The sequence below is a fragment of the Salinimicrobium aquimaris genome, from assembly GCF_035607535.1.
Taxonomy (GTDB): Bacteria; Bacteroidota; Bacteroidia; order Flavobacteriales; family Flavobacteriaceae; genus Salinimicrobium.
The window spans coordinates 154,815-174,913 of the sequence record NZ_JAYDZX010000011.1; the positions used below are offsets into that span (position 1 = coordinate 154,815).

Annotated in this window: 21 protein-coding genes; 14 read left to right on the forward strand and 7 right to left on the reverse strand. The window is 41.9% G+C overall.

Translation table 11 applies throughout. From position 1 onward, the window contains the following. The first annotated feature begins 57 nt into the window (after nucleotides 1–57). From VR862_RS11285 to VR862_RS11310, 6 genes are all read left to right on the forward strand, one after another. Nucleotides 58–522, forward strand: a complete 465-nt coding sequence (locus VR862_RS11285) for an Hsp20/alpha crystallin family protein (RefSeq protein WP_324721078.1) — start codon at nucleotides 58–60, stop codon at nucleotides 520–522. Nucleotides 523–709: 187 nt separating this feature from the next. Further along, nucleotides 710–1,558: a universal stress protein gene (locus tag VR862_RS11290; RefSeq protein WP_324721079.1), complete on the forward strand. Its 849-nt coding sequence runs from the start codon at nucleotides 710–712 to the stop codon at nucleotides 1,556–1,558. Nucleotides 1,559–1,569: 11 nt separating this feature from the next. Continuing rightward, entirely contained in the window at nucleotides 1,570–2,415 is an 846-nt protein-coding gene (locus VR862_RS11295; protein ID WP_324721080.1) for a universal stress protein, read from the forward strand. A gap of 64 nt (nucleotides 2,416–2,479) precedes the next feature. Continuing rightward, nucleotides 2,480–3,286, forward strand: a complete 807-nt coding sequence (locus VR862_RS11300; RefSeq protein WP_416384497.1) for an adenine nucleotide alpha hydrolase family protein — start codon at nucleotides 2,480–2,482, stop codon at nucleotides 3,284–3,286. Then, a complete protein-coding gene (locus tag VR862_RS11305) occupies nucleotides 3,283–4,119 on the forward strand; it encodes an ATPase (RefSeq protein ID WP_324721082.1) in 837 nt (278 codons plus the stop codon). Before VR862_RS11300 ends, VR862_RS11305 begins: the two co-directional genes overlap by 4 nt. Before the next feature lies 1 nt (nucleotide 4,120). Beyond that, nucleotides 4,121–5,494 carry an MBL fold metallo-hydrolase RNA specificity domain-containing protein gene (locus VR862_RS11310; RefSeq protein ID WP_324721083.1) on the forward strand — a complete coding sequence of 458 codons (1,374 nt, stop codon included), beginning with the start codon at nucleotides 4,121–4,123 and terminating at the stop codon, nucleotides 5,492–5,494. 75 nt (nucleotides 5,495–5,569) lie between these two features. Here the strand turns inward: VR862_RS11310 and VR862_RS11315 are convergent, their stop codons facing one another. Beyond that, entirely contained in the window at nucleotides 5,570–5,794 is a 225-nt protein-coding gene (locus VR862_RS11315) for a hypothetical protein (RefSeq protein ID WP_324721084.1), read from the reverse strand. A 213-nt stretch (nucleotides 5,795–6,007) separates the two neighbouring features. Here VR862_RS11315 and VR862_RS11320 point away from each other — a divergent pair, with 213 nt between their 5' ends. From VR862_RS11320 to VR862_RS11340, 5 genes are all read left to right on the forward strand, one after another. Beyond that, nucleotides 6,008–6,439 (forward strand): hypothetical protein, encoded by a 432-nt coding sequence (locus VR862_RS11320; RefSeq protein WP_324721085.1) that lies wholly within the window; start codon nucleotides 6,008–6,010, stop codon nucleotides 6,437–6,439. Nucleotides 6,440–6,459: 20 nt separating this feature from the next. Then, on the forward strand, nucleotides 6,460–6,903 hold the full coding sequence (locus VR862_RS11325; protein ID WP_324721086.1) for a hypothetical protein: 444 nt from the start codon (nucleotides 6,460–6,462) through the stop codon (nucleotides 6,901–6,903). Between the two features lie 133 nt (nucleotides 6,904–7,036). Then, nucleotides 7,037–7,654, forward strand: a complete 618-nt coding sequence (locus tag VR862_RS11330) for an SOS response-associated peptidase (RefSeq protein WP_324721087.1) — start codon at nucleotides 7,037–7,039, stop codon at nucleotides 7,652–7,654. 83 nt (nucleotides 7,655–7,737) lie between these two features. Continuing rightward, on the forward strand, nucleotides 7,738–8,532 hold the full coding sequence (locus tag VR862_RS11335; RefSeq protein WP_324721136.1) for a HipA family kinase: 795 nt from the start codon (nucleotides 7,738–7,740) through the stop codon (nucleotides 8,530–8,532). Beyond that, the gene (locus tag VR862_RS11340) at nucleotides 8,510–8,893 is read left to right on the forward strand and encodes a DUF3037 domain-containing protein (RefSeq protein ID WP_324721088.1); all 384 of its coding nucleotides are present in this window, start codon (nucleotides 8,510–8,512) and stop codon (nucleotides 8,891–8,893) included. The genes VR862_RS11335 and VR862_RS11340 overlap by 23 nt, the downstream gene beginning before the upstream one ends. A 30-nt stretch (nucleotides 8,894–8,923) precedes the next feature. Here VR862_RS11340 and wrbA read toward each other — a convergent pair whose 3' ends face one another. The 4 genes from wrbA to VR862_RS11360 form a co-directional block, all read right to left on the reverse strand. Then, a complete protein-coding gene (wrbA, locus tag VR862_RS11345; protein ID WP_324721089.1) occupies nucleotides 8,924–9,532 on the reverse strand; it encodes an NAD(P)H:quinone oxidoreductase in 609 nt (202 codons plus the stop codon). 143 nt (nucleotides 9,533–9,675) lie between these two features. After that, nucleotides 9,676–10,935, reverse strand: coding sequence for a cysteate-C-fatty acyltransferase (gene capB, locus VR862_RS11350; RefSeq protein ID WP_324721090.1), 1,260 nt, complete (start codon nucleotides 10,933–10,935; stop codon nucleotides 9,676–9,678). A 183-nt stretch (nucleotides 10,936–11,118) separates the two neighbouring features. Next, nucleotides 11,119–12,159, reverse strand: coding sequence for a cysteate synthase (gene capA, locus VR862_RS11355; RefSeq protein ID WP_324721091.1), 1,041 nt, complete (start codon nucleotides 12,157–12,159; stop codon nucleotides 11,119–11,121). 85 nt (nucleotides 12,160–12,244) lie between these two features. Then, nucleotides 12,245–14,314 (reverse strand): S9 family peptidase, encoded by a 2,070-nt coding sequence (locus VR862_RS11360; protein WP_324721092.1) that lies wholly within the window; start codon nucleotides 14,312–14,314, stop codon nucleotides 12,245–12,247. 125 nt (nucleotides 14,315–14,439) lie between these two features. On the opposite strand from VR862_RS11360, the gene VR862_RS11365 reads away from it, so the two are divergent. Further along, on the forward strand, nucleotides 14,440–14,772 hold the full coding sequence (locus VR862_RS11365) for a YbaB/EbfC family nucleoid-associated protein (RefSeq protein ID WP_324721093.1): 333 nt from the start codon (nucleotides 14,440–14,442) through the stop codon (nucleotides 14,770–14,772). A 111-nt stretch (nucleotides 14,773–14,883) separates the two neighbouring features. Here VR862_RS11365 and VR862_RS11370 read toward each other — a convergent pair whose 3' ends face one another. Beyond that, nucleotides 14,884–15,912 (reverse strand): threonine aldolase family protein, encoded by a 1,029-nt coding sequence (locus VR862_RS11370; RefSeq protein ID WP_324721094.1) that lies wholly within the window; start codon nucleotides 15,910–15,912, stop codon nucleotides 14,884–14,886. 6 nt (nucleotides 15,913–15,918) lie between these two features. Next, nucleotides 15,919–18,333, reverse strand: a complete 2,415-nt coding sequence (locus VR862_RS11375) for a zinc-dependent metalloprotease (protein ID WP_324721095.1) — start codon at nucleotides 18,331–18,333, stop codon at nucleotides 15,919–15,921. A gap of 94 nt (nucleotides 18,334–18,427) precedes the next feature. Between VR862_RS11375 and prfB the strand changes: the two genes are divergently transcribed. Continuing rightward, nucleotides 18,428–19,526, forward strand: a protein-coding gene (gene prfB, locus VR862_RS11380; RefSeq protein ID WP_324721096.1) for a peptide chain release factor 2 whose coding sequence is annotated in 2 segments (ribosomal slippage) — nucleotides 18,428–18,490 and nucleotides 18,492–19,526 — 1,098 coding nt in all. Because the reading frame shifts where the segments join, the coding sequence is not laid out codon by codon here. A 171-nt stretch (nucleotides 19,527–19,697) separates the two neighbouring features. Then, nucleotides 19,698–20,042 (forward strand): arsenate reductase (glutaredoxin), encoded by a 345-nt coding sequence (gene arsC, locus VR862_RS11385; protein ID WP_324721097.1) that lies wholly within the window; start codon nucleotides 19,698–19,700, stop codon nucleotides 20,040–20,042. Nucleotides 20,043–20,099: the final 57 nt, after the last annotated feature.

Genomic DNA, 20,099 nt, shown 5'->3' on the forward strand with positions numbered 1-20,099 from the left:
AGTGAGAGTATATTTCTAACTTAGAAAGAAAAATTACTAACCTAAATTTCTAAGGTCATGTCTTTAGTTAAATCCCACAAGCGCAGAACTCCGATGTTGAGCAATGCTCTAATGAGCGATCCCTTCTTTTCAGATCTCTTTGACCGCCGCGGGTTAAAAAATTACCTTGATTCAAACAGCGATTTCGATTTTAATCCTGCTATGAACGTGAAGGAAAAAGAAAAGGATTTTGAGGTAGAACTGGCTGCTCCCGGACTAAAAAAGGATGATTTTACGATCACTCTTGACAACGGACTCCTCACTGTTTCAGCCGAGAGAGAAGACAACAAAGAAGAGGAAAAAGATGGCTTTTTGAGCCGGGAATTCAGTTACAATTCTTTCTCAAGAACCATAAGAATTCCCGAATCAGTAGATGAAGAAAAAGAAGTTTCAGCCAGGTATGAAAATGGAGTACTAAAATTAAAACTTCAGAAAAAGGATGGGATGGAACCTAAAAAACCGAAAACTATAAAGGTCTCCTAACCTCCGGGAAAGAGACTGCCAAGTGATCATTAGCACATGTTCTACGAATAAGCCTTGACAAAGGCAAATTAACCATAACCGGATTTATTTTCATAGAAGAAAACCCTGGCAGTCTCTTCTTTTAAAAAGTGATGATCATCATCCTTTTATATCAAAACTTCATTTAACTTTAAGGAAAACGCCGGAAATGAGAAAAATTATTATCCCTACCGACTTTTCAGCCAATGCATTCAATGCTCTTAAATATGCTGCAGAGCTTTTCAAATATGAGAAGAGTGAATTCTACCTTCTGCACGCATATGCAGATGAAGTTTATAGTTTTGAGGGAGTGATCACTCATGACCTCCTGGATGAATATAAAGCAACGGTAAAGGAAAAATGCATCAGTGAACTGGAAAAGATCACTGCAGAAATAAAGCAGCTCTATTCAAATCCCAAACATAACTTTCACCCTGTATCTGCATTTGGACTCCTCATTGATGAAGTGAACGATCTTGCGGAAAAAGAAAATGCCGATCTCATTATTACCGCCACGAGGGGTAGCACAAATGACAGGAAGTTAACCTTTGGCAGTAACACCCTGCAGATCATTAAATATGTGCAGTGCCCGGTTCTCAGTATTCCTGAGAACTATAGTTTTTCAGACCCTGAGAATATCTTATTCCCCACCAACTATCTGCTGCCCTATCAAAAGAGGGAACTTAAACTGGTGGGCGGGATAGCCCGCTCGTTCTGTTCGCATGTGCATATGCTTTATGTATCCCGCTTTGCAGAAGAGACCTTAAGACAACTTGACAACAAGATGGCTATAACTGAGCAGTTTTATGACCTTAAGATCACCCATCATCACGAAGATTCACTGGAAAAAACTCAGGCTATTGAAAAGATGATCGACGATCTTAATATTGACCTCTTGATTCTGGTCAATTCCCGTCATAGTTATCTCGAGAACATTCTCTACAGCTCGACAATTGACAAGTTTGGACTACATCCCAAAGTTCCATTCCTCGTTCTCCAAAATTTCCACCGTTCTTAAATCTTTAGGTCATGAAAAGAGTCCTTTTACCTACAGATTTCTCCGAAAATGCTTACAATGCAGCCAAATATGCCGTCCAACTTTTAAGCGGAGAGGAGTGCATCTTTTACCTGCTCAATACCTACACCCCGGTACTATATGACAATGAATCCCTGGTATACAGCGCCACACAACCAACTCTCACCGAGATCTACAGAAACAAATCTCTCCAGGGCCTGGAAAGGGTCCTAAGGCGCATTAAGCGGAATTTTAAGAATGAAAGACATCACTTTGAAAAGATCTCCTCCTTTAATCTGCTAAATGATGAGATAAAGGAACTGGTTATAGAAAAAGTGATCGATCTTATAGTAATGGGAACAAAGGGAGCAACAGGTGCAGAAGAGATCCTTTTTGGAACCCATACTGTTCACGCTATTAAAAAAACGCGATGCCCCTTACTGGCCGTTCCTTCTCATTACGAATTCAAAGTTCCACGAGAGATCTTATTCCCGACAGACTATGAGGCAGAAATCCCCCAACTGTTGGGCATTTTGAAGGAGCTGGCACAAATGCATTCCTCCACTATTAATATCCTGCACGTGTATTTTGGTATTAATCTTAATCCCATCCAAACAAGTAGAAAAAAAGCATTAGCACGGGCCTTTAAAGATATTAGCCATCACTTTTATAGCGTCACCGAAAAAAGTGTGACCAGGGCCATATATGATTTTCAGGAGGAAAATGAAACAGATATGCTGGCCATGGTCAACAACAAACACTCCTTTTTTGAAAATTTACTGTTTACACCTGTCGTCAATGAAATAGGATTTAATGTGAAGGTACCATTCCTTGTGATCCCTTCCAGGAAGAAGAAATAACATGAAAACCGTCCTCTTACCAACAGATTTTTCTGCAAATGCTTAGAATGCAGGACGATATGCAGTGGATATGTTTTTCAATGAGAGAGTTAATTTTATCCTGGTGCATGCCTTCAAGGTCAATGACTACTATGAAAAAAGCACATTGATAGCCAAACCTTCCAGGGCTATTCTGGAGAAAGAGAAAAAAAGAATAGAGGGTGAATTCAAAGCAGCTCTTAAAGATCTGAAAACAAATGCCGGGGAGGCTCATTTTTTTCACACTGCATGCCATAATCTCCTTCTCAACGATGCTATCTCAAAGGAATTACGAAAGAATAGGGTCGACTTTATAATAATTGGCAATCAGGGTCACACTGCCGGGGATAAGGCGATCTACGGTAGCAATACGATAAATATTATTGAAGAGATCCAACAATGCCCAATCCTAAGCGTCCCTTCGACAGTTACTTTCCACCGACCAGCCGAGATTGTTCTGGCCAATAGCTTTAAAGCAGAATTAAAACCGGCTGACCTTGACTTTCTTATTTCCCTTGTTCAAAAATTTGACGCAACCTTGCGTATCCTTCATATTTCTGAAGAGGGAGGGCTAAACAGGGAACAACATCGTAACAGGAAATTGCTTAAAGAAAAGCTGTCAGCTGTTAAGCATTCCTTTCATTCCCTGGAATTCCTTAGCGTAGCCTTGGGTATATATTCCTTCATAGAAAGCAGGGAAAGCGGAATGATCGCCTTTATAAATAAGAAGCACTCCTTCATCGAAAACCTGCTAATGAACCCGCTTTATAAAAATTTAGCACACTATTCCAAAATTCCGGTACTGGTATTACATCAACCTTCCGAACCGGTAAAGCAACAAACCTCAACATGAAGATCTTAAAAGCTTCAGGGGAACGGGCTGAATTCCAGGAGAGCCGCGTAGCCGCTTCTTTAAGAAGAGCCGGCGCAAAAGAGCATGTGATCGTAGATATTCTCAACACTTTGCGCAAAGAACTGTACGAAGATATCTCAACAAAAGAGATATATAAACGTGCTTATTATCTTTTAAAAAAGCAGGACGGTCTCACTGCTTCAAGATACAAATTGAAGAAGGCCATTTATGAATTAGGTCCTACAGGATTTCCTTTTGAAAAATTTATCGCAGCAGTTTTTGAGCATAGCGGGTATAAAGTGGAGGTTGGTAACCTCATGCAAGGGATCTGTGTAAAACATGAAGTTGATGTCCTGGCAATGAAAGAAAACCGGAAATTGTTCATTGAGTGTAAATTTCACGGGGATCAGGCTAAGAAATGTGATGTAAAAATACCCCTCTATATTAACTCACGTTTTATAGATCTCAAAACTTTTCAGCTGAAGACAACAGTAAATACGGGAATTCAACATGAAGGCTGGGTGGTGACCAATTCCAGGTTTACAGAAGATGCTATCACCTACGGCCGTTGCGCCGGATTAAAGCTTTTGGGTTGGGATTATCCTGAAGGTTCTTCTTTAAAAGAAAGAATTGACAGCCTGGGGTTATATCCCATTACGGTATCAAATCTCCTTTCAGGCCGGGAGAAGCAGTTCCTCTTAAGCAGGGATGTGGTTTTGTGCAGGCAACTCGTACAGGATAATTTTTTCCTGGATAAGCTGGAAATAGGCAACGAACGTAAGCACCTTATCCTGAATGAGATCGAAAAATTAATTGTTCCTCTAATACATTAAGGTGAGCGATAACGTAAAGATCAGTTTTTTAGGTGCTGCCGGCACCGTAACAGGATCAAAGTTCCTTCTGGAAACCCCATGGCTGAACATTCTTGTGGACTGCGGATTTTTTCAGGGACTGAAAGAGCTTCGGGAGTTGAACTGGAAGAACATAAGCATACCTCCTGAAGAGATAGATCTTGTTCTTCTCACCCATGGACATTTGGACCATACCGGCTACTTACCGAGACTGGTAAAAGAGGGATTCAAAAATGACATTTTAGGCACCTCTCCTACCCTCGCAATTGCTGAAGTTATACTAAGAGACAGTGCAAAAATTCAGGAAGAGGATGCAAAAAGAGCAAATGAAGAAAGTTTTAGTATTCATCATCCCGCTTTTCCTCTTTATACCGAAGAAGATGTTGCAGCAACTCTCAAGTTGTTCCACTCTGTAAAAACAGATGAGTGGTTAGAGATTTCCGAAAAAGTCAAAATCCGGTTCCGTCGGAACGGACATATTATTGGAGCAACTTTTATCGAGCTGGAGCTAAACGGGAAGATCTTTGTCTTCTCGGGTGATATTGGCAGGGAAAAAGACGATCTTCTGGAATCTCCGGCAAAACCGGAGCATGCCGATTTTCTATTCCTTGAAAGCACCTACGGCGACAGGATCCACCCAATTGAAGACGTAGAGAATATCCTGGAGCAGGCAATAACAAAATGCCTGTTAGATGATAGTACCCTCATCATTCCCAGCTTTGCGGTAGAACGATTGCAGACCCTAATGTACAGGATCTATAATTTGCATAAGAAACAAAAATTCACCTTACCTCCTGTATATATTGACAGCCCCATGGGACACGAAGTGATCAAGATCTTTAGCAGGTTCATGTCCTGGCACAAACTTGACCATGAGGAGTTCAAAAGGATGAAAGACTTTTTCAGGATCATCACCAACTATAAAGATACCTGGAAGGTCATAGAAGATCCACGCCCCAAAGTGGTTATTGCAGGCAGCGGAATGGTTACCGGCGGTAGAGTATTAGCTTACCTCAAATCCTATCTTGAAAAACCTGAAACTCAAATCCTTCTTGTGGGTTTCCAGGCCGAAGGTACACGAGGCAGGCAGCTACAGGAAGGGGTGCCCGATGTAAAGATCCATGGAAAATACTATAAAGTAGAGGCTGCGGTTAAGACCATCAACAGTCTCTCTGCACATGCTGATCAAAATGAATTATTGGATTGGATAGCGGACCTGGAAACAGCACCGCAACGTATTTTCCTTGTTCATGGTGAGAAAAAAGCCTCAGATGTCTTACGGGTGAAGATCAAAGACCGCTATGGATGGAAGGCAGATATTCCACATTTGGGGGAAACAGTAAGCCTAAGGGTATAAACAAAAGATCCGTGACTCTCGCCACGGATCTCTTTTAAGACATCAATAAATGCCGGGTTTCTTAAGAATAATAAATTATTCTACAGAAGTAGTATCTGTAATGTCTTCTACTACGTTTCCGCCTGTGCTGGTAGTATCAACAACTTCTTCAGTCTCAACAGCCTCAACTTCAACAGGAGCCTCAGGAGTTTCGATCACCTCTACTGCACTCTCTTCAGTGGTTTCAGTAGTTGTTTCTTTACAAGAAGTAAAAGAGAATACTAATGCGATAGCAGCAAAAGTCAAAAAGGATTTTTTCATTTTAAATGAATTATTAATTGTTTGAGGCGCCAAATGTATATCATTTTTAGATTCGTGTTACAAGTGGCCCAACTATTTTTAGTTAAATTTTCAAATCCTGCAATTTTCCTAAAATTTTTTTCCTTCCTGCTCCGGAAATTCAATTTTTAAGTGACATTTGTCATCTTGAGAAACCGAAATTTTCATACCTTAATAACTTAAATACAGGATATTATGGACCGAAACACCTCCAGAAGTTTTTCTGCCAACGAAAAGGAGATCGAACGACTACTGAAGGAGTACAGTAGATGGAAAGAAAGACTCTCCTATTTTTCGGAAGAGATCAACTTCCTGAACCAATACTTGGGAGCAGACATTTTTCAAAAAAATGTTCTTAACCTTTATGAGCGGCTCCAGATCTTCTATGATGAATTGCAGAATTTTAAAAGGGAAAGCCTGGAACTTATCAGGGAGCTTCATAATCACCGGTACGACATTGAAGGAATTCTTGAATGTGAGGATATAAGCTGCGAAGTCTTTTATCACAATCAACACCTGAAGCTTGAACAGAGAATTCTTGATTTTGCTCAAAAATTCAGGAAATTCAAATTGGAAATTTTCTCCTTTACCGCCAAGTATCTAAGGCGGGCCAGTAAAGAGAATTGAAAGAACAAATATTTACCGTCATGGAAAATAAAGCACATAACTACAGGTACATCGAGTGGAAAACACCCGATGAAATGCATTTCTCCTCCTTGCAGTGGAAATCTGAACTCAACTTCATTAAGGACGAACATCGTTTTTTTGAAGATATGCTTAAAGAACATACCATGCCTATCATTGAGTCGCAGCTGTTTTCAAGGGTAAAGGATCTTATAGAAAGATTAACCCTCTCCGAAAAAGAGCTGCAAATTCTGGAAAGTACAGTCGTGAAACATATAAACAGGCTGCGAAAGCTTATAGATGACCTGGATGAGCCTAAGGAAGGTAAATTCTATAGAAAGGAACATAAATCCATCCTTAATGACGTGATCCACTATTCAAGACAATATAAAAGACTGAAACGGGAAATCTTTGAGGCTGTAAGTATAGCTTTAAAACAACAAAAGCAAAAAAGGCTTTTGGCCTAATCAGGTCCCGATCAATTTTAATTTATCCAGCCTGTAATATTTTATACAGGCTTTTTTAGTACTGTTCAAAAATGTAATTTTAGAGACCCTTTTCTGAAAAACCTGCAATTCAAGCAGATCAAGACAATGAACCATGTGCTTTAGAACAAAATTGAATACCAAAATCTATGAGATCGAAAAAGCCTTTGATGCTTCCTTTACCGAGCCGGAGCTTTATACACCACAAGAGGAGATCAACGGCTTTGATTTTTCCGGCAACCCTGTGATCACAGATGCGGCCCCCGGGGAGATCCTGTTCTACAACTGGGGATTGATCCCTTTTTGGGCAAAGAACAGCGACATCAAAAAATCCACGCTTAACGCCAGGATCGAAACTATAACAGAAAAACCGGCTTTTCGAAATTCGGTTGATAACCGGTGTTTAATAATTGCAAACGGATATTATGAATGGCAGTGGTTGGATGAAAAAGGTAAAAGCAAACAAAAATATCTCATCTCTTCTGCCGAAGAGGAGATTTTTGCCTTTGCAGGTATTTATTCTCACTGGCAGGATCCCTCTACAGGTAAGAAAATTGGCTCCTATAGTATCATAACTACAGAAGCTAATGAACTCATGAGCGAGATCCATAACAACAAGCAACGCATGCCTGTTATTCTTCATCACAAAGACCACAATGACTGGCTAAACGGAGCAAGACCGGAGAGTTTTGCTTTCCCCTATGAAGTTAAACTTACTGCTCAAAAGGTTTAATGCAGATTTAAATTTCTGTTGATTACCTGTGACTCTCCCAAAGAATCTTAAATTTGCTTAAGAATTGTTATTTCAGCAATTATATGGGAGCCATAGAGGATATTCGCAGCGTTACGGTTTGTCGTTATATAACTCCTTTGAGAGAAGGCGGTTCTCTCCCTGCACTTGCCGAAGCCGATGACGATTTTAAGTATGTACTGAAATTTCGGGGAGCCGGCCACGGAGTAAAAGCATTAATAGCTGAATTCTTAGGGGGAGAGATCGCGAGAGCAATAGGAATGAGAGTACCCGAGCTTGTTTTTGCAAACCTTCATGAAGCTTTTGGACGTACCGAAGGAGACGAAGAGATACAGGATCTCTTGCAGGGCAGTAAAGGGCTAAATCTTGCCATGCATTTTCTATCGGGGGCTATAAATTTTGATCCGGCAGTTACAACTGTTGATGACAACTCTGCTTCAAAAATTGTGTGGTTGGATGCTTTTATCACTAATGTAGATCGCACTTATAGAAATACCAACATGCTTATGTGGAACAGAGAACTGTGGTTAATTGACCATGGGGCTTCCTTTTTCTTTCACCATTCATGGAACAACCTTGAGAAACACGCGAAAAGTCCTTTCAGCTTTATTAAGGAGCATGTGCTATTGCCGCAGGCTACCCGGCTAGAGGATGCCGATAAAGAAATAAAGCAGTTACTTAACCGGGAAAAATTACGTGAGATCGTAACAGGTTTACCCGATGATTGGCTGCAATGGCAGGAAAGTAATCTTTCCCCTCAGGAAATCCGGGAAGCTTATATTCAGTTCCTCCTTATACGCCTGGACAATTCTAATATTTTTATAAAAGAAGCACAAAATGCCAGAAAAGCACTTATATGAATATGCCATTATACGGGTAGTCCCACGGGTGGAACGGGAAGAGTTCCTTAACGTGGGAGTCGTGCTCTTTTGTAAAAAGGAAAAATACCTGAAGGTAAAGCACAGGCTCGATCAGGAAAAATTGTTGATGCTTTGTCCTGATCTTGACATGGAACAACTTGAAAAAAATTTAACCTCTTTTGAAAAGATCTGTGAGGGCTCACAAGATGGAGGCCCCATTGCGCAGATGGACATCCCATCCCGCTTTAGGTGGCTCACTGCGGTGAGAAGCTCGGTCATCCAGACCTCCAGACCGCATCCGGGAATGTGTGATGACCTGGAGGCGACCCTTACCCGGCTTTTTTCTGAACTGGTACTTTAGGCACTTCGATTATACCTTTCAAAAAAGAGATTATTTGCTGCCCTTTTTGACCCAGCTACCCAGGGTCATTGTTCTCTTCACCTGGTGTGCCACTGCTTTTTTTACCTTCTCTCCCAGCTCTTCCTTACCGGCAGTAATACTTACTCCATATGGATTTCCTCCGGCGTTGAAGATAGCTTCATCTGTGTAACCCGGTGCGGCAACAATTGCCCCCCAATGGAACATAGTCTTGTACAGAGAAAGTAAAGTAGATTCCTGACCCCCATGCACATTACTTGCGCTGGTCATTCCGCTAACTACCTTATTTGCCAGTTTCCCCTTAAACCAGAGCCCTCCAGTCATGTCCAGGAATTGCTTGAATTGCGAAGGCAGGTTACCATAACGCGTGGGAGCACTAAAGATATAACAGTCGGCCCATTCAAGATCATCCATGGAGGCTTCCTGCACATCCTTTGTTGCGTCCACGTGCTTTTTCCAATCTTCATTGGCTTCAATAGCCTCTCTTGGGGCCAATTCCTTTACTTTTCGCAGCCTAACTTCGGCACCCAACTCACTGGCAGTTTCTTCTGCCCAGTTTGCCAGTTGATAATTTGTTCCGGTCGAACTGTAATAGATCACAGCAACTTTCAAATCTTCCATAACTATTCTTTTTTTATCCGTTTATAGATAAAATAGCGATTAAAAAGTTTTTCTACTCCTAAACAAATTATAAAAAACCTTTTTAAAGCGGACAAAAAAAATCCCCTTAAAAAGGGGATTTACATTTAGAATTTTTGAAAGTCTTACTTTTCCATTGCTTCAGCAACACCTGCCGAAAGTCTTCGGTATGTGCCATTTTCAAGGCGCTCTCTAATCGCTGAAAATGCCGACAACGTTTCCTCTACATCCTCAAGGGTATGAGTTGCTGTTGGAATAAGTCTTAGCAGGATCAATCCTTTAGGAATTACCGGATAAACTACAATGGAACAGAAAATTCCGTAGTTCTCACGAAGGTCATTCACAAGTGCCATAGCCTCGGGGATACTTCCCTGAAGATAAACCGGGGTAACACAACTCTGAGTAGTTCCTATATCAAAACCGCGGTCTTTTAAGCCATTTTGAAGGGCATTGGTATTCTCCCACAGCTTCTCCTTAAGCTCGGGCATTGTTCTAAGCATCTCAAGACGCTTTAGAGCTCCAATGACCAGCTGCATTTGAAGAGATTTTGCAAACATCTGGGAACGAAGATTGTATTTCAGGTAATCTATGATCTCCCGGTCGGCAGCAATGAACGCTCCGGTGCTCGCAAGGGATTTGGCGAAAGTGGCAAAATATACATCAATTCCATCCTGCACACCTTGCTCTTCACCGGCTCCTGCTCCTGTTTTACCAAGAGTTCCGAACCCGTGTGCATCATCTACAAGCAGCCTAAAATCATATTTTTCTTTAAGGGCAACTATTTCTTTAAGCTTACCCTGCTCTCCTCTCATTCCAAAAACCCCTTCAGAAATAACAAGGATCCCGCCACCGGTTTGCTCAACGATCTTCTCGGCACGCTGCAGGTTCTTCTCGATGCTCTCCATGTCATTGTGCTTATAGGTAAAGCGCTGGCCTAAATGCAGGCGAACTCCATCTATAATACAGGCATGAGCATCTACATCATAAACAATAACATCTTTTTTGGAAACAAGGGCATCAATGGTCGAAACCATTCCCTGATACCCAAAATTCAACAGATAAGCAGCTTCTTTATGAACAAAGGAAGCCAGTTCATCCTGTAATTTTTCATGTAAGGTAGTGTGCCCACTCATCATACGGGCACCCATGGGATAAGCAGATCCCCATTCTGCAGCAGCTTCGGCATCAACCTTGCGCACTTCGGGGTGGTTTGCAAGTCCCAGGTAATCATTCACACTCCAGGTGATCACGTCCTGTCCCCGGAATTTCATACGATTGGAAATAGGTCCTTCCAGTTTCGGGAATACGAAGTAACCTTCAGCTACTTCACTCCACTTACCCAAAGGCCCTTTGTCCTTATATATTTTATCGAATAAATCTGCCATTTTTAAATATTTTCACTTCGGCAAAAGTAGTAAATAAATAGTAACTGAAGAATGCAGTCGAGCTAAGTGCACTGAAAAACATGAAGTTCAGTGAAACTTTAACAGCTCCTCCCACTCCTAAGACCTTAACGGTTTGTTTGAAAGAAAATTGCGAAGAATATTAACAGGTAGTGGTTTCCAGCCTTACTTTACAAATTCGATCTGGTTTACCGCCTTTTCGTTCTTGCTGTCGAAGAAGCCCTGCTCATTCATCCAGTCATCACTAAAGATTTTGCTCATATATCGGGAACCATGATCGGGGAAGACCACAACAACTTTGCTGTTCTTATCAAATTCTCCTTCTTCGGCCATTTGCAACACTCCCTGCAAGGCTGCACCACTGGTGTATCCTACAAACAAACCTTCTGTGCGGGCAAGTTGACGGGCAGTATGCGCGCTGTCTTCATCGCTCACCTTCACAAACTTATCAATGATCTCAAAATCTGTGGCAGTTGGAATAAGGTTCTTTCCCAGACCTTCAATACGATAAGGATAGATTTCGGATGTATCGAATTCCTTGGTCTCATGATATTTCTTAAGAACAGAACCATAAGCGTCAATTCCAAGAATGCGGATCTCCGGATTTTGTTCTTTCAGGAACCTTGCAGTTCCTGAAATAGTTCCTCCGGTACCGCTACAAGCCACCAGATGGGTAATCTTTCCTTCGGTCTGTTTCCAAATCTCGGGCCCGGTAGTGCTGTAATGAGCTTCAATATTGAGCTCATTGAAGTATTGATTGATATACACTGAACCTTTTATCTCATCATGCATCCTCTTCGCTACCTGATAGTAAGACCGGGGATCATCGGCAGTTACGTTGGCAGGACAAACATAGACCTTGGCACCCATAGAGCGCAGCATATCGATCTTGTCCTTAGAAGATTTTGAGCTCACTGCCAGGATACATTCGTAACCCTTGATCACACTGACCATTGCAATACTAAAACCGGTATTTCCGGAAGTAGTTTCAATAATAGTATCGCCGGGTTTAAGGATCCCTTTTCTTTCGGCTTCTTCTATAATGTGTAAGGCTATTCTATCTTTGGTAGAGTGCCCCGGATTAAATGCTTCTACTTTAGCAAAATAGTCTCCTTCAAGGCCCTGGGTGATACGGTTTAAGTGGATAAGAGGGGTATTACCTATTAGCTGTAATACATTATCATAAACCTGTAAATCTTCTCTCATAAATTGAAGTTATTTACAATAATCGCCTTGAAAAGCTTATTTCAAACCGATCACGAACGAAGCAAATTTAAGTCAAATATTTTAATTATTCGGTGATTCCCTCCAAATCCAGGAGAAAAGCATATTCTTCAGCTACTTCCCTTAGCGCCTCAAAACGTCCTGATGCTCCACCATGACCTGCGTCCATGTTAGTGTGAAAAAGCAACTTATTAGAATCGGTTTTTAGCTCCCTCAACTTGGCTACCCATTTTGCCGGCTCCCAGTACTGCACCTGGGAATCGTGTAGCCCGGTAGTGACCAGCATATTTGGATAATCCTGAGCCGTTACATTGTCATAAGGGGAATAGGATTTCATGTAGAAATAATATTCGGGATCATTTGGATTGCCCCATTCATCATATTCTCCCGTAGTTAAGGGAATAGTCTCATCCAGCATGGTTGTGACCACATCAACAAAAGGCACTGAAGCTATTATTCCTTTGTACAGTTGAGGCGCAATATTGGCGACCACGCCCATTAACAATCCGCCGGCAGAACCTCCACTGGCATACATATGTTCTGGCGAAGTATAATTCTCCTGAATTAGATGTTTAGTACAATCAATGAAATCGGTAAACGTATTCTTCTTCTTAAGTAACTTACCATCTTCATACCATTTCCTTCCAAGGTATTCGCCTCCCCTCACATGTGCTATGACAAAAATGAATCCGCGGTCAAGCAAGCTTAAACGTACATTTGAAAAGTAAGGGTCTATTGTAGATCCATATGAACCATAAGCGTACTGTAAAACAGGATTTTTCCCGTCTTTTTGAAGCTCCTTGCGATGTACAAGCGTCATAGGGATCTTAGTGCCATCCTGGGCGGTAGCCCAGATACGATCTGAGACATAGTTTTCTTTCTTAAATGTACCTCCCAGAACTTCCAGCTCCTTTTTTACAACCTTTTCCTTAGTACGCATGTTGAAATCCACCACCTGCGTTGGAGTAAGTAAAGAGTTGTAGGTATACCTGAGAATTTCAGTATCAAAGTCGGGGTTAGTGCCGGTAAAAGCAGTATAAGTCTCATTGTCGAATGGCAGGAAATAAGAATCTGTTCCATCCCATCTGCGAATATGGATCTTGTTAAGACCATTACTCCTTTCACTTACCACAATATAATCTCTAAACAGGTCAATATCTTCCAGTAACACATCCTCCCGGTGTGGTATCACCTCTTCCCAATTCTCTATCCCGGGATCATGAACCGGAGCTTTCATCAACTTGAAGTTAGTGGCCCCGTCCTTATTGGTCATGATATAGAAACAATCCCTGTAATGAGCAATACTATATTCCACGCCTCTTATCCTTGGCTGTACTATATGCACTTCTCCATGTGGATCATCGGCTGAAATAAACCTGTATTCCGAAGTCAGGGTGCTATCTGATCCTATAATGATGTAGCGCCTCGATTTCGACTTGTAGACATAGGTGTGAAAAGTCTCGTCCTCTTCAAAAAAAACAAGTTCATCCTCCTTTGCTTTTGTACCTAACCTGTGCTTGTAAATCTTATTGCTGCGCAAGGTCTCCTCGTCTTTACGCGCATAGAAAAGGGTTTTGTTGTCGTTTGCCCAGGTAGCACCACCGGTGGTGTTTTTAATTTTTTCAGAGAAAATTTCCCCGGTCTCCAGGTTCTTAACGTAGATGGTGTATTTCCTTCGACTCACCGTATCTACAGCATAAGAAACAAGTTTATTGTTGGGACTCACACTAATCCCGCTTAACCGGTAATAGTCATGTCCTTCTGCCATTTTATTGACATCAAACATGATCTCTTCCGGCGCTTCCAGGGTTTCTTTCTTGCGGGAGTAAATAGGATAATCCTTTCCTTTTTCAAAGCGGGTGATATACCAGTAACCATTAAGTTTATATGGTACAGACGAATCATCTTCTTTGATCCTTTTCTTCACTTCCTGAAACAGCTTCTCCTGCAGCTGTTTAGTATGAGCTGTCATTTGATCATTATACACGTTCTCACGGGTGAGATAGTCAAGAACTTCAGGATTTTCGCGTTCGCGCAACCAGAAGTAATCATCTGTACGAACATCTCCGTGTTTTTCCAGATTTACCGGTATTTTTTTAATCCGGGGGGCAATTATTTCGTTAGCAGCAACTTTCATTTTCTCATTTTAATTTTACCGGCTGCAAAGTTACGCTTTCTAATAAAGAAAACTTAAAACTGTGTCTATAAGTTCTATATAATGACCTTTTTAGGTAGTTTTGCTGTAACCATAAAACTGATACTATGTTTGGAGATATGATGGGCATGATGAACAAGATCAAGGAGACCCAGAAAAAAGTTGAAGAGACCAAAGAAAGACTCAAGACCGTCCTGCTTGATGAGCAATCTGCCGACGGACTTTTAAAAGTAACGATCACCGCTAATCGCGAGATCAAAAATATAGAGATTGCCGACGAGCTTTTGGAAGACAAAGAACAACTCGAGGATTATTTAGTGTTGACCATCAACAAAGCTGTTGCCCGCGCGACCGAAGTAAATGAAGGCGAACTTGCCGCAGTGGCTAAAGAAGGTATGCCAGATATTCCCGGAATGAATGATATGCTTGGGAATAGTTAATGGTCAAAAGTTCGGAGTTAAGAGATAGAGAACATTGAACTCTGAACTATCGACTATCAACAAAAAAAAAGATTACCTGCCAAAAATGTCATTTTTGGCAGGTAATCTTTTTTACAGTTTCATCCCTCTTAGCACCTCCAGAAATCTTTGGTGCATTTCTTCGGAATAATCAAGGTGAGTTACCGCTCTCAACTTCCCCTGCCCCATATTGCTTATCCTGATATTTTCCTTTTTCAGAGCTTCCATAAAGGCTCCTTCATCTGAAGGATTTTTCAAATAGAAGATAACAATATTGGTTTCAACCGGTTCCACTTCCCCAATGTAGCTTTGCTCCTTAAGTACCTCTCCAATTTCTGAAGCTCTTTTATTGTCCTCGGCAAGTCGCTCTACATGGTGATCAAGTGCATATATTCCGGCGGCAGCCATAAAGCCTATCTGGCGCATTCCACCTCCAAGGACCTTTCTCACCCTCATTGCATTTTTCATAATCTCTTTGTTCCCAATAAGAACAGTTCCCAGCGGAGTTCCCAGTCCTTTTGAAAGACAAACAGAGATTGTGTCAAAAATTTTCCCGTATTCCTTAGGATCTTCCCCGGTAGCTACGAGGGCATTGAAAAGGCGGGCACCGTCCAGGTGCAAGCCAAGATTGTGCTCATCACACACCTTTCTGATCTTCCTGATCTCTTCAAAATCATAACAAGCTCCTCCTCCTTTGTTGGTCGTATTTTCAAGACAAACAAGGGTGGTTAACGGACTGTGATAAAAATCGGGCGGGTTGATATTTTCTACCACCTGGTCTGCTGTTATCATTCCGCGGTGACCATCCACCAGTTTGCAGGAAACTCCGCTGTTAAAGGAAACCCCGCCGCCTTCGTAGTTGTAAACATGCGCCCATTTGTCACAAATAAGTTGATCGGCCGGTTGTGTATGCAGCTTGATCGCTGCCTGGTTAGCCATACTTCCGGTTGGAAAGAACAAAGCTTCATCCATTCCAAACATATCGGCCAGTTTTCTCTCCAGTTTATTCACTGTAGGATCTTCCTTATACACGTCATCACCTACTTCAGCATTGATGATGGCCTGCATCATTCCTTCTGTAGGTTTAGTCACCGTATCACTTCTAAGATCTATTTCTTTCATTCTTGTTTAATGTTTTAAGTATTCATAGTAGCTGCCAATAGGAGAACCGTCTGGGATCTGAGGCACCCGGTTCTCTGGCTTAAATTCTGAAGGATCTTCCCTGAACCTCTTGATTTCCTGCAAAATTAGTTGAATAGCGGGATCTTTTCTAGAGCCAAGAAATTTTTCCAACTCCTGAAGCACTGCAAAGACTTCAGCTTTTACCGCGGGAGTAGAATTATCACTGGCAGCAAGCTCCAGCAGGGATTGTACAACATTGTGATTGATAACATTTTGAACCTGCTCCAGATATGGATTTTTTGAAACCGATTTTTTAACTGTTTGATCCAGCAAGGTGTTAAGCACTTCCCGCAATCCCAACTGATCCCCATCCAGAGCCCTCTGTTGCACCAATCTGGCGGCACGCTGTGGATGTAGCAAAAGGGAAAGTGTCATTTCGCTCGCAGTCGCAGGAGCGCCGAGAGCATCAAAAGTCACCCCTGTATTGCTTCTGAAGGATTCACGGCTTCGGTCATAACCATATGATCTGGGTGGAAATAGCTCAAGTTTCTCTTTTGGAATGGCAAGTGTTTCAGCAGATAGTGTCTCTAAAATAGCTTTTAAAGCAGCTACCTGCTCTTTTTTACTGATCACTTCCTGAATTTCTTCAGTTCCGCCCTTGACAGCGTAGTTATAATCCAAACCGCCTATCAGTTTAACGGCAGCTTCCGTTTGATATCTGTGAAGAAAATATACAGGCACAAAAACATCTTCCAAAACAGAGTAAGGCTCATTCTTCCTGATATTATCTTCAGAAAAATTCTCTATTCCTATTTTTCTCACCTTCAGGATGTGTTCCAGCTCCTCAACGGCGCTTCTTCCATTGTCCCAAAGATGAGCAGTGGCATGAGCACCACCTTGAGCTCTTGCATCTCTATCGGAAATAAACTGCAGTCCTTGCGAAGCAGCTTCAGCAATAATGCTGTTCAAAAATGCCCTTTCTGACACCCCTTCCGGCACTTCTCCATAAAGGGCTTTTACCGAAAATTTATCCCATAGGCCAATACCCACATCGTAAGCTTCAGAAAAATCTATTTTTCCATTGTCAATTTTGAATTTAGGATGAGGATAATCCATCACCGAAGCCCGGTCATTTGCACTGGCTGCGAAGTTATGGGCAAAGCCAATGGTATGACCTACCTCGTGTGCAGACAACTGCCTAATCCTCGCCACTGCAAGATCCAGCATTTCCTCATGGTTCTCATCGTCTTCGGCAAAAGGTCTGTTCATTAAACCCTGGGCGATCATAAAATCCTGCCGAATTCGTAAACTTCCCAGGCTTACATGACCTTTAATAATTTCCCCTGTCCTTGGATCCACTACACTGGCTCCATAGCTCCAGCCGCGGGTTGATCTGTGGACCCACTGTATGACATTATAGCGCACATCCAGGGGATCTGCTCCCTCGGGTAACATCTTCACCTGAAAAGCATCTTTATAGCCCAATTCTTCATAGGCTTCATTCCACCAGCGGGCTCCTTCAAGCAAAGCAGACCTTACAGGTTCGGGAGTACCGGGATCTAAATAATATACGATTGGTTCGACCGCCTCACTTATTGGAGCTCCGGGATCTTTCTTCTCCAACCTGTGTCTTACGGCCCACCTCTTTTCTATAGGTTCAAAGACCGGGGAAGCATAGTCATAATAGGAAATGAATTGAGCGCCGGTACGGGGGTCAAAAATGCGTTTTTCGTAGCCGGCTTCAGGAAGCTTTACAAAAGAATGATGCTGCACCACAGTAAGGTTCTTTGGATCGGGCAAAACACTTTTTAAAGCCTGACTCTTTGCGTCACCAGAAAACGTGAGCAAAGCTTCAAACTCAACATTTTCGGGAAAAGCCTTTGTTCGATCCGGCGCCAACGCACTTTTTGAAAGATCTATTTTAAAGTCTCCATGGTCGCCACCTTTCAGCCTGTCTGCAACTCCGTGGGCATCCTGCATTAAAAAAGGGGTAAGATCAATTACATAAACATCATCCTTTTCCACTTTTATCTCAAAACCTGCAAGTACCGATCTCGCAAAAGCTTCTTCAACGCTCTGCTTTTCCAGGACATTATCGGTAACTGCTCTATATTTGAGATTTGGTTGTACCAGTAATAGCTTATTACCTGCCTTTTGGAATTTCACAATAACTTCACCTCCCAGTTGTCCCCTATCCAGTCCAATGTCATTTGACCCTACTCCACTGGTGAGGAAATGGGTATAGAGAAATTCTTCACCCGCCTTGTCTACCTCCAGGTAGATCCTATCTTCATTTTGATCGTAGTAAAAATCAAAATATCCCTCGAATTTCTTCAGTCCTTCTTTTTTATTCAGAAATTGTGCTGACAGCGAAAAGCTTAGAAAAAAGAGGCTGAAAAAACATAGAGAGGATCTGGTCATGATTTGAAATTTTTGGCGAAGCTAAAACTATAAAATAATCGTAAAATAGTTTTCAAGAACCCGCTTTAATTCTATTTTTGTTCAAAATTCAAGTATGCTTACTATAGATACTATTAAAGATCTTAAAGATCGCCTGGTTGCGTTAAGGAGGTATCTTTGACTTTGATGCCAAGAAAATAGAAATTTCCAATCTCCAGGAAAAAACCCTGGCTCCCGACTTCTGGAATGATCCAAAAAAAGCTGAACTTCTGCTAAAAGAGCTCAATTCTCAAAAAAAATGGGTTGACGATTATGAAGAAGCGGTTACTCTTGTTGATGATCTTGAAGTCATCTATGAATTCTACAAGGAAGGGGAAGCCACTGCCGAAGATGTAGAAGAACGGCATGAAAAATCCAGAAATCTTATCGAGGACCTGGAATTCAAAAATATGCTTTCTGAAGAAGGGGACAACCTGAGTGCTGTTCTACAGGTCACAGCCGGTGCCGGCGGGACTGAGAGTTGCGATTGGGCAGAAATGCTTATGCGCATGTACTTGCGTTGGGCTGAAGACAGAGGTTACTCAGTCAAGGAATTGAACTACCAGGCCGGGGAGGTCGCCGGAGTAAAGACAGTTACTTTAGAAATAGAAGGAGAATTTGCCTTTGGATGGTTAAAGGGAGAAAACGGTGTTCACAGGCTGGTGAGAATTTCCCCTTTTGACAGTAATGCCAAAAGACATACCTCCTTTGCCAGTGTCTATGTCTATCCTTTGGCTGACGAGACTATAGAAATAGAGATCAATCCTGCAGATATTTCCTGGGAAACCATGAGGTCGTCGGGTGCGGGAGGCCAGAATGTGAATAAGGTGGAGACTGCGGTGCGTCTACGACATGCACCTTCGGGAATTGTCATAGAAAATTCCGAGACGCGTTCTCAGCTCGACAACAAGACCAAAGCCATGCAGTTGCTAAAGAGTCAGCTTTATGAAATTGAGCTTCAGAAGCAACAGGCACAGCGACGGGAGATCGAGGATTCCAAGATGAAGATCGAGTGGGGATCACAAATAAGAAATTACGTGATGCATCCCTACAAGCTTGTCAAAGATGTTCGTACAGGGGAAGAAACCGGAAACGTAGATTCGGTCATGGACGGTGAAATTGACCGGTTCCTAAAAGCCTTTCTCATGATGATGGGACAGAAGGTGGAAGAGTAAAAGGTTTAAGGTTTAAGGTTTAAGGTTTAAGGTTTAAGGTTTAAGGTTTAAAATTAAGAATTCTGATTCAGCATTTCTCAACGTTGAACTGGCAACCGGCAACTGGCAACCGGCAACGGCAACAGAAATAAAAGACACAAGTCATAACTTATAACTCCTAACTAAACAAAAATGATAAAGATCTACCACAACACCAGATGTAGAAAATCCAGGGAAGGATTACAGATTTTGGAAGCTTCGGGAAAGGAATTTGAAGTCAGGGAATATTTGAAGGAGGTCTTAAGTGAAGAAGAAATTGCGGCTCTGCTTCAAAAGTTGAATATGGCACCTATTGAATTGGTTCGACGGGAAGAAAAACTTTGGAAAGAAAATTATCGCGACCGCGATCTTAGCGATCAGGAGCTCATAAGAATAATGGCCGATAATCCGAAACTTATTCAGCGGCCCATAGTTGAGACCGAAAATAAAGCTGTAATAGGTCGTCCCGCTTCAAATATTGAAGAGATCATAAATTGATCTCAGAACCTCATTAGTCAAGAATAAGGTCTTTTCAGCAGAAGCTGAAAGCTGCTC

Bases quoted from the DNA above. Each gene is read 5' to 3' on its own strand.
- VR862_RS11320 (WP_324721085.1), top strand. From the start codon at position 6,008: ATGGACCGAAACACCTCCAGAAGTTTTTCTGCCAACGAAAAGGAGATC.
- capA (WP_324721091.1), bottom strand. From the start codon at position 12,159: ATGAGAGAAGATTTACAGGTTTATGATAATGTATTACAGCTAATAGGT.
- capB (WP_324721090.1), bottom strand. From the start codon at position 10,935: ATGGCAGATTTATTCGATAAAATATATAAGGACAAAGGGCCTTTGGGT.
- wrbA (WP_324721089.1), bottom strand. From the start codon at position 9,532: ATGGAAGATTTGAAAGTTGCTGTGATCTATTACAGTTCGACCGGAACA.
- VR862_RS11370 (WP_324721094.1), bottom strand. From the start codon at position 15,912: ATGAAAGAAATAGATCTTAGAAGTGATACGGTGACTAAACCTACAGAA.
- VR862_RS11340 (WP_324721088.1), top strand. From the start codon at position 8,510: ATGCCAGAAAAGCACTTATATGAATATGCCATTATACGGGTAGTCCCA.
- arsC (WP_324721097.1), top strand. From the start codon at position 19,698: ATGATAAAGATCTACCACAACACCAGATGTAGAAAATCCAGGGAAGGA.
- VR862_RS11365 (WP_324721093.1), top strand. From the start codon at position 14,440: ATGTTTGGAGATATGATGGGCATGATGAACAAGATCAAGGAGACCCAG.
- VR862_RS11295 (WP_324721080.1), top strand. From the start codon at position 1,570: ATGAAAAGAGTCCTTTTACCTACAGATTTCTCCGAAAATGCTTACAAT.
- VR862_RS11325 (WP_324721086.1), top strand. From the start codon at position 6,460: ATGGAAAATAAAGCACATAACTACAGGTACATCGAGTGGAAAACACCC.
- VR862_RS11315 (WP_324721084.1), bottom strand. From the start codon at position 5,794: ATGAAAAAATCCTTTTTGACTTTTGCTGCTATCGCATTAGTATTCTCT.
- VR862_RS11290 (WP_324721079.1), top strand. From the start codon at position 710: ATGAGAAAAATTATTATCCCTACCGACTTTTCAGCCAATGCATTCAAT.
- VR862_RS11285 (WP_324721078.1), top strand. From the start codon at position 58: ATGTCTTTAGTTAAATCCCACAAGCGCAGAACTCCGATGTTGAGCAAT.
- VR862_RS11305 (WP_324721082.1), top strand. From the start codon at position 3,283: ATGAAGATCTTAAAAGCTTCAGGGGAACGGGCTGAATTCCAGGAGAGC.
- VR862_RS11330 (WP_324721087.1), top strand. From the start codon at position 7,037: ATGTGCTTTAGAACAAAATTGAATACCAAAATCTATGAGATCGAAAAA.
- VR862_RS11335 (WP_324721136.1), top strand. From the start codon at position 7,738: ATGGGAGCCATAGAGGATATTCGCAGCGTTACGGTTTGTCGTTATATA.
- VR862_RS11375 (WP_324721095.1), bottom strand. From the start codon at position 18,333: ATGACCAGATCCTCTCTATGTTTTTTCAGCCTCTTTTTTCTAAGCTTT.
- VR862_RS11360 (WP_324721092.1), bottom strand. From the start codon at position 14,314: ATGAAAGTTGCTGCTAACGAAATAATTGCCCCCCGGATTAAAAAAATA.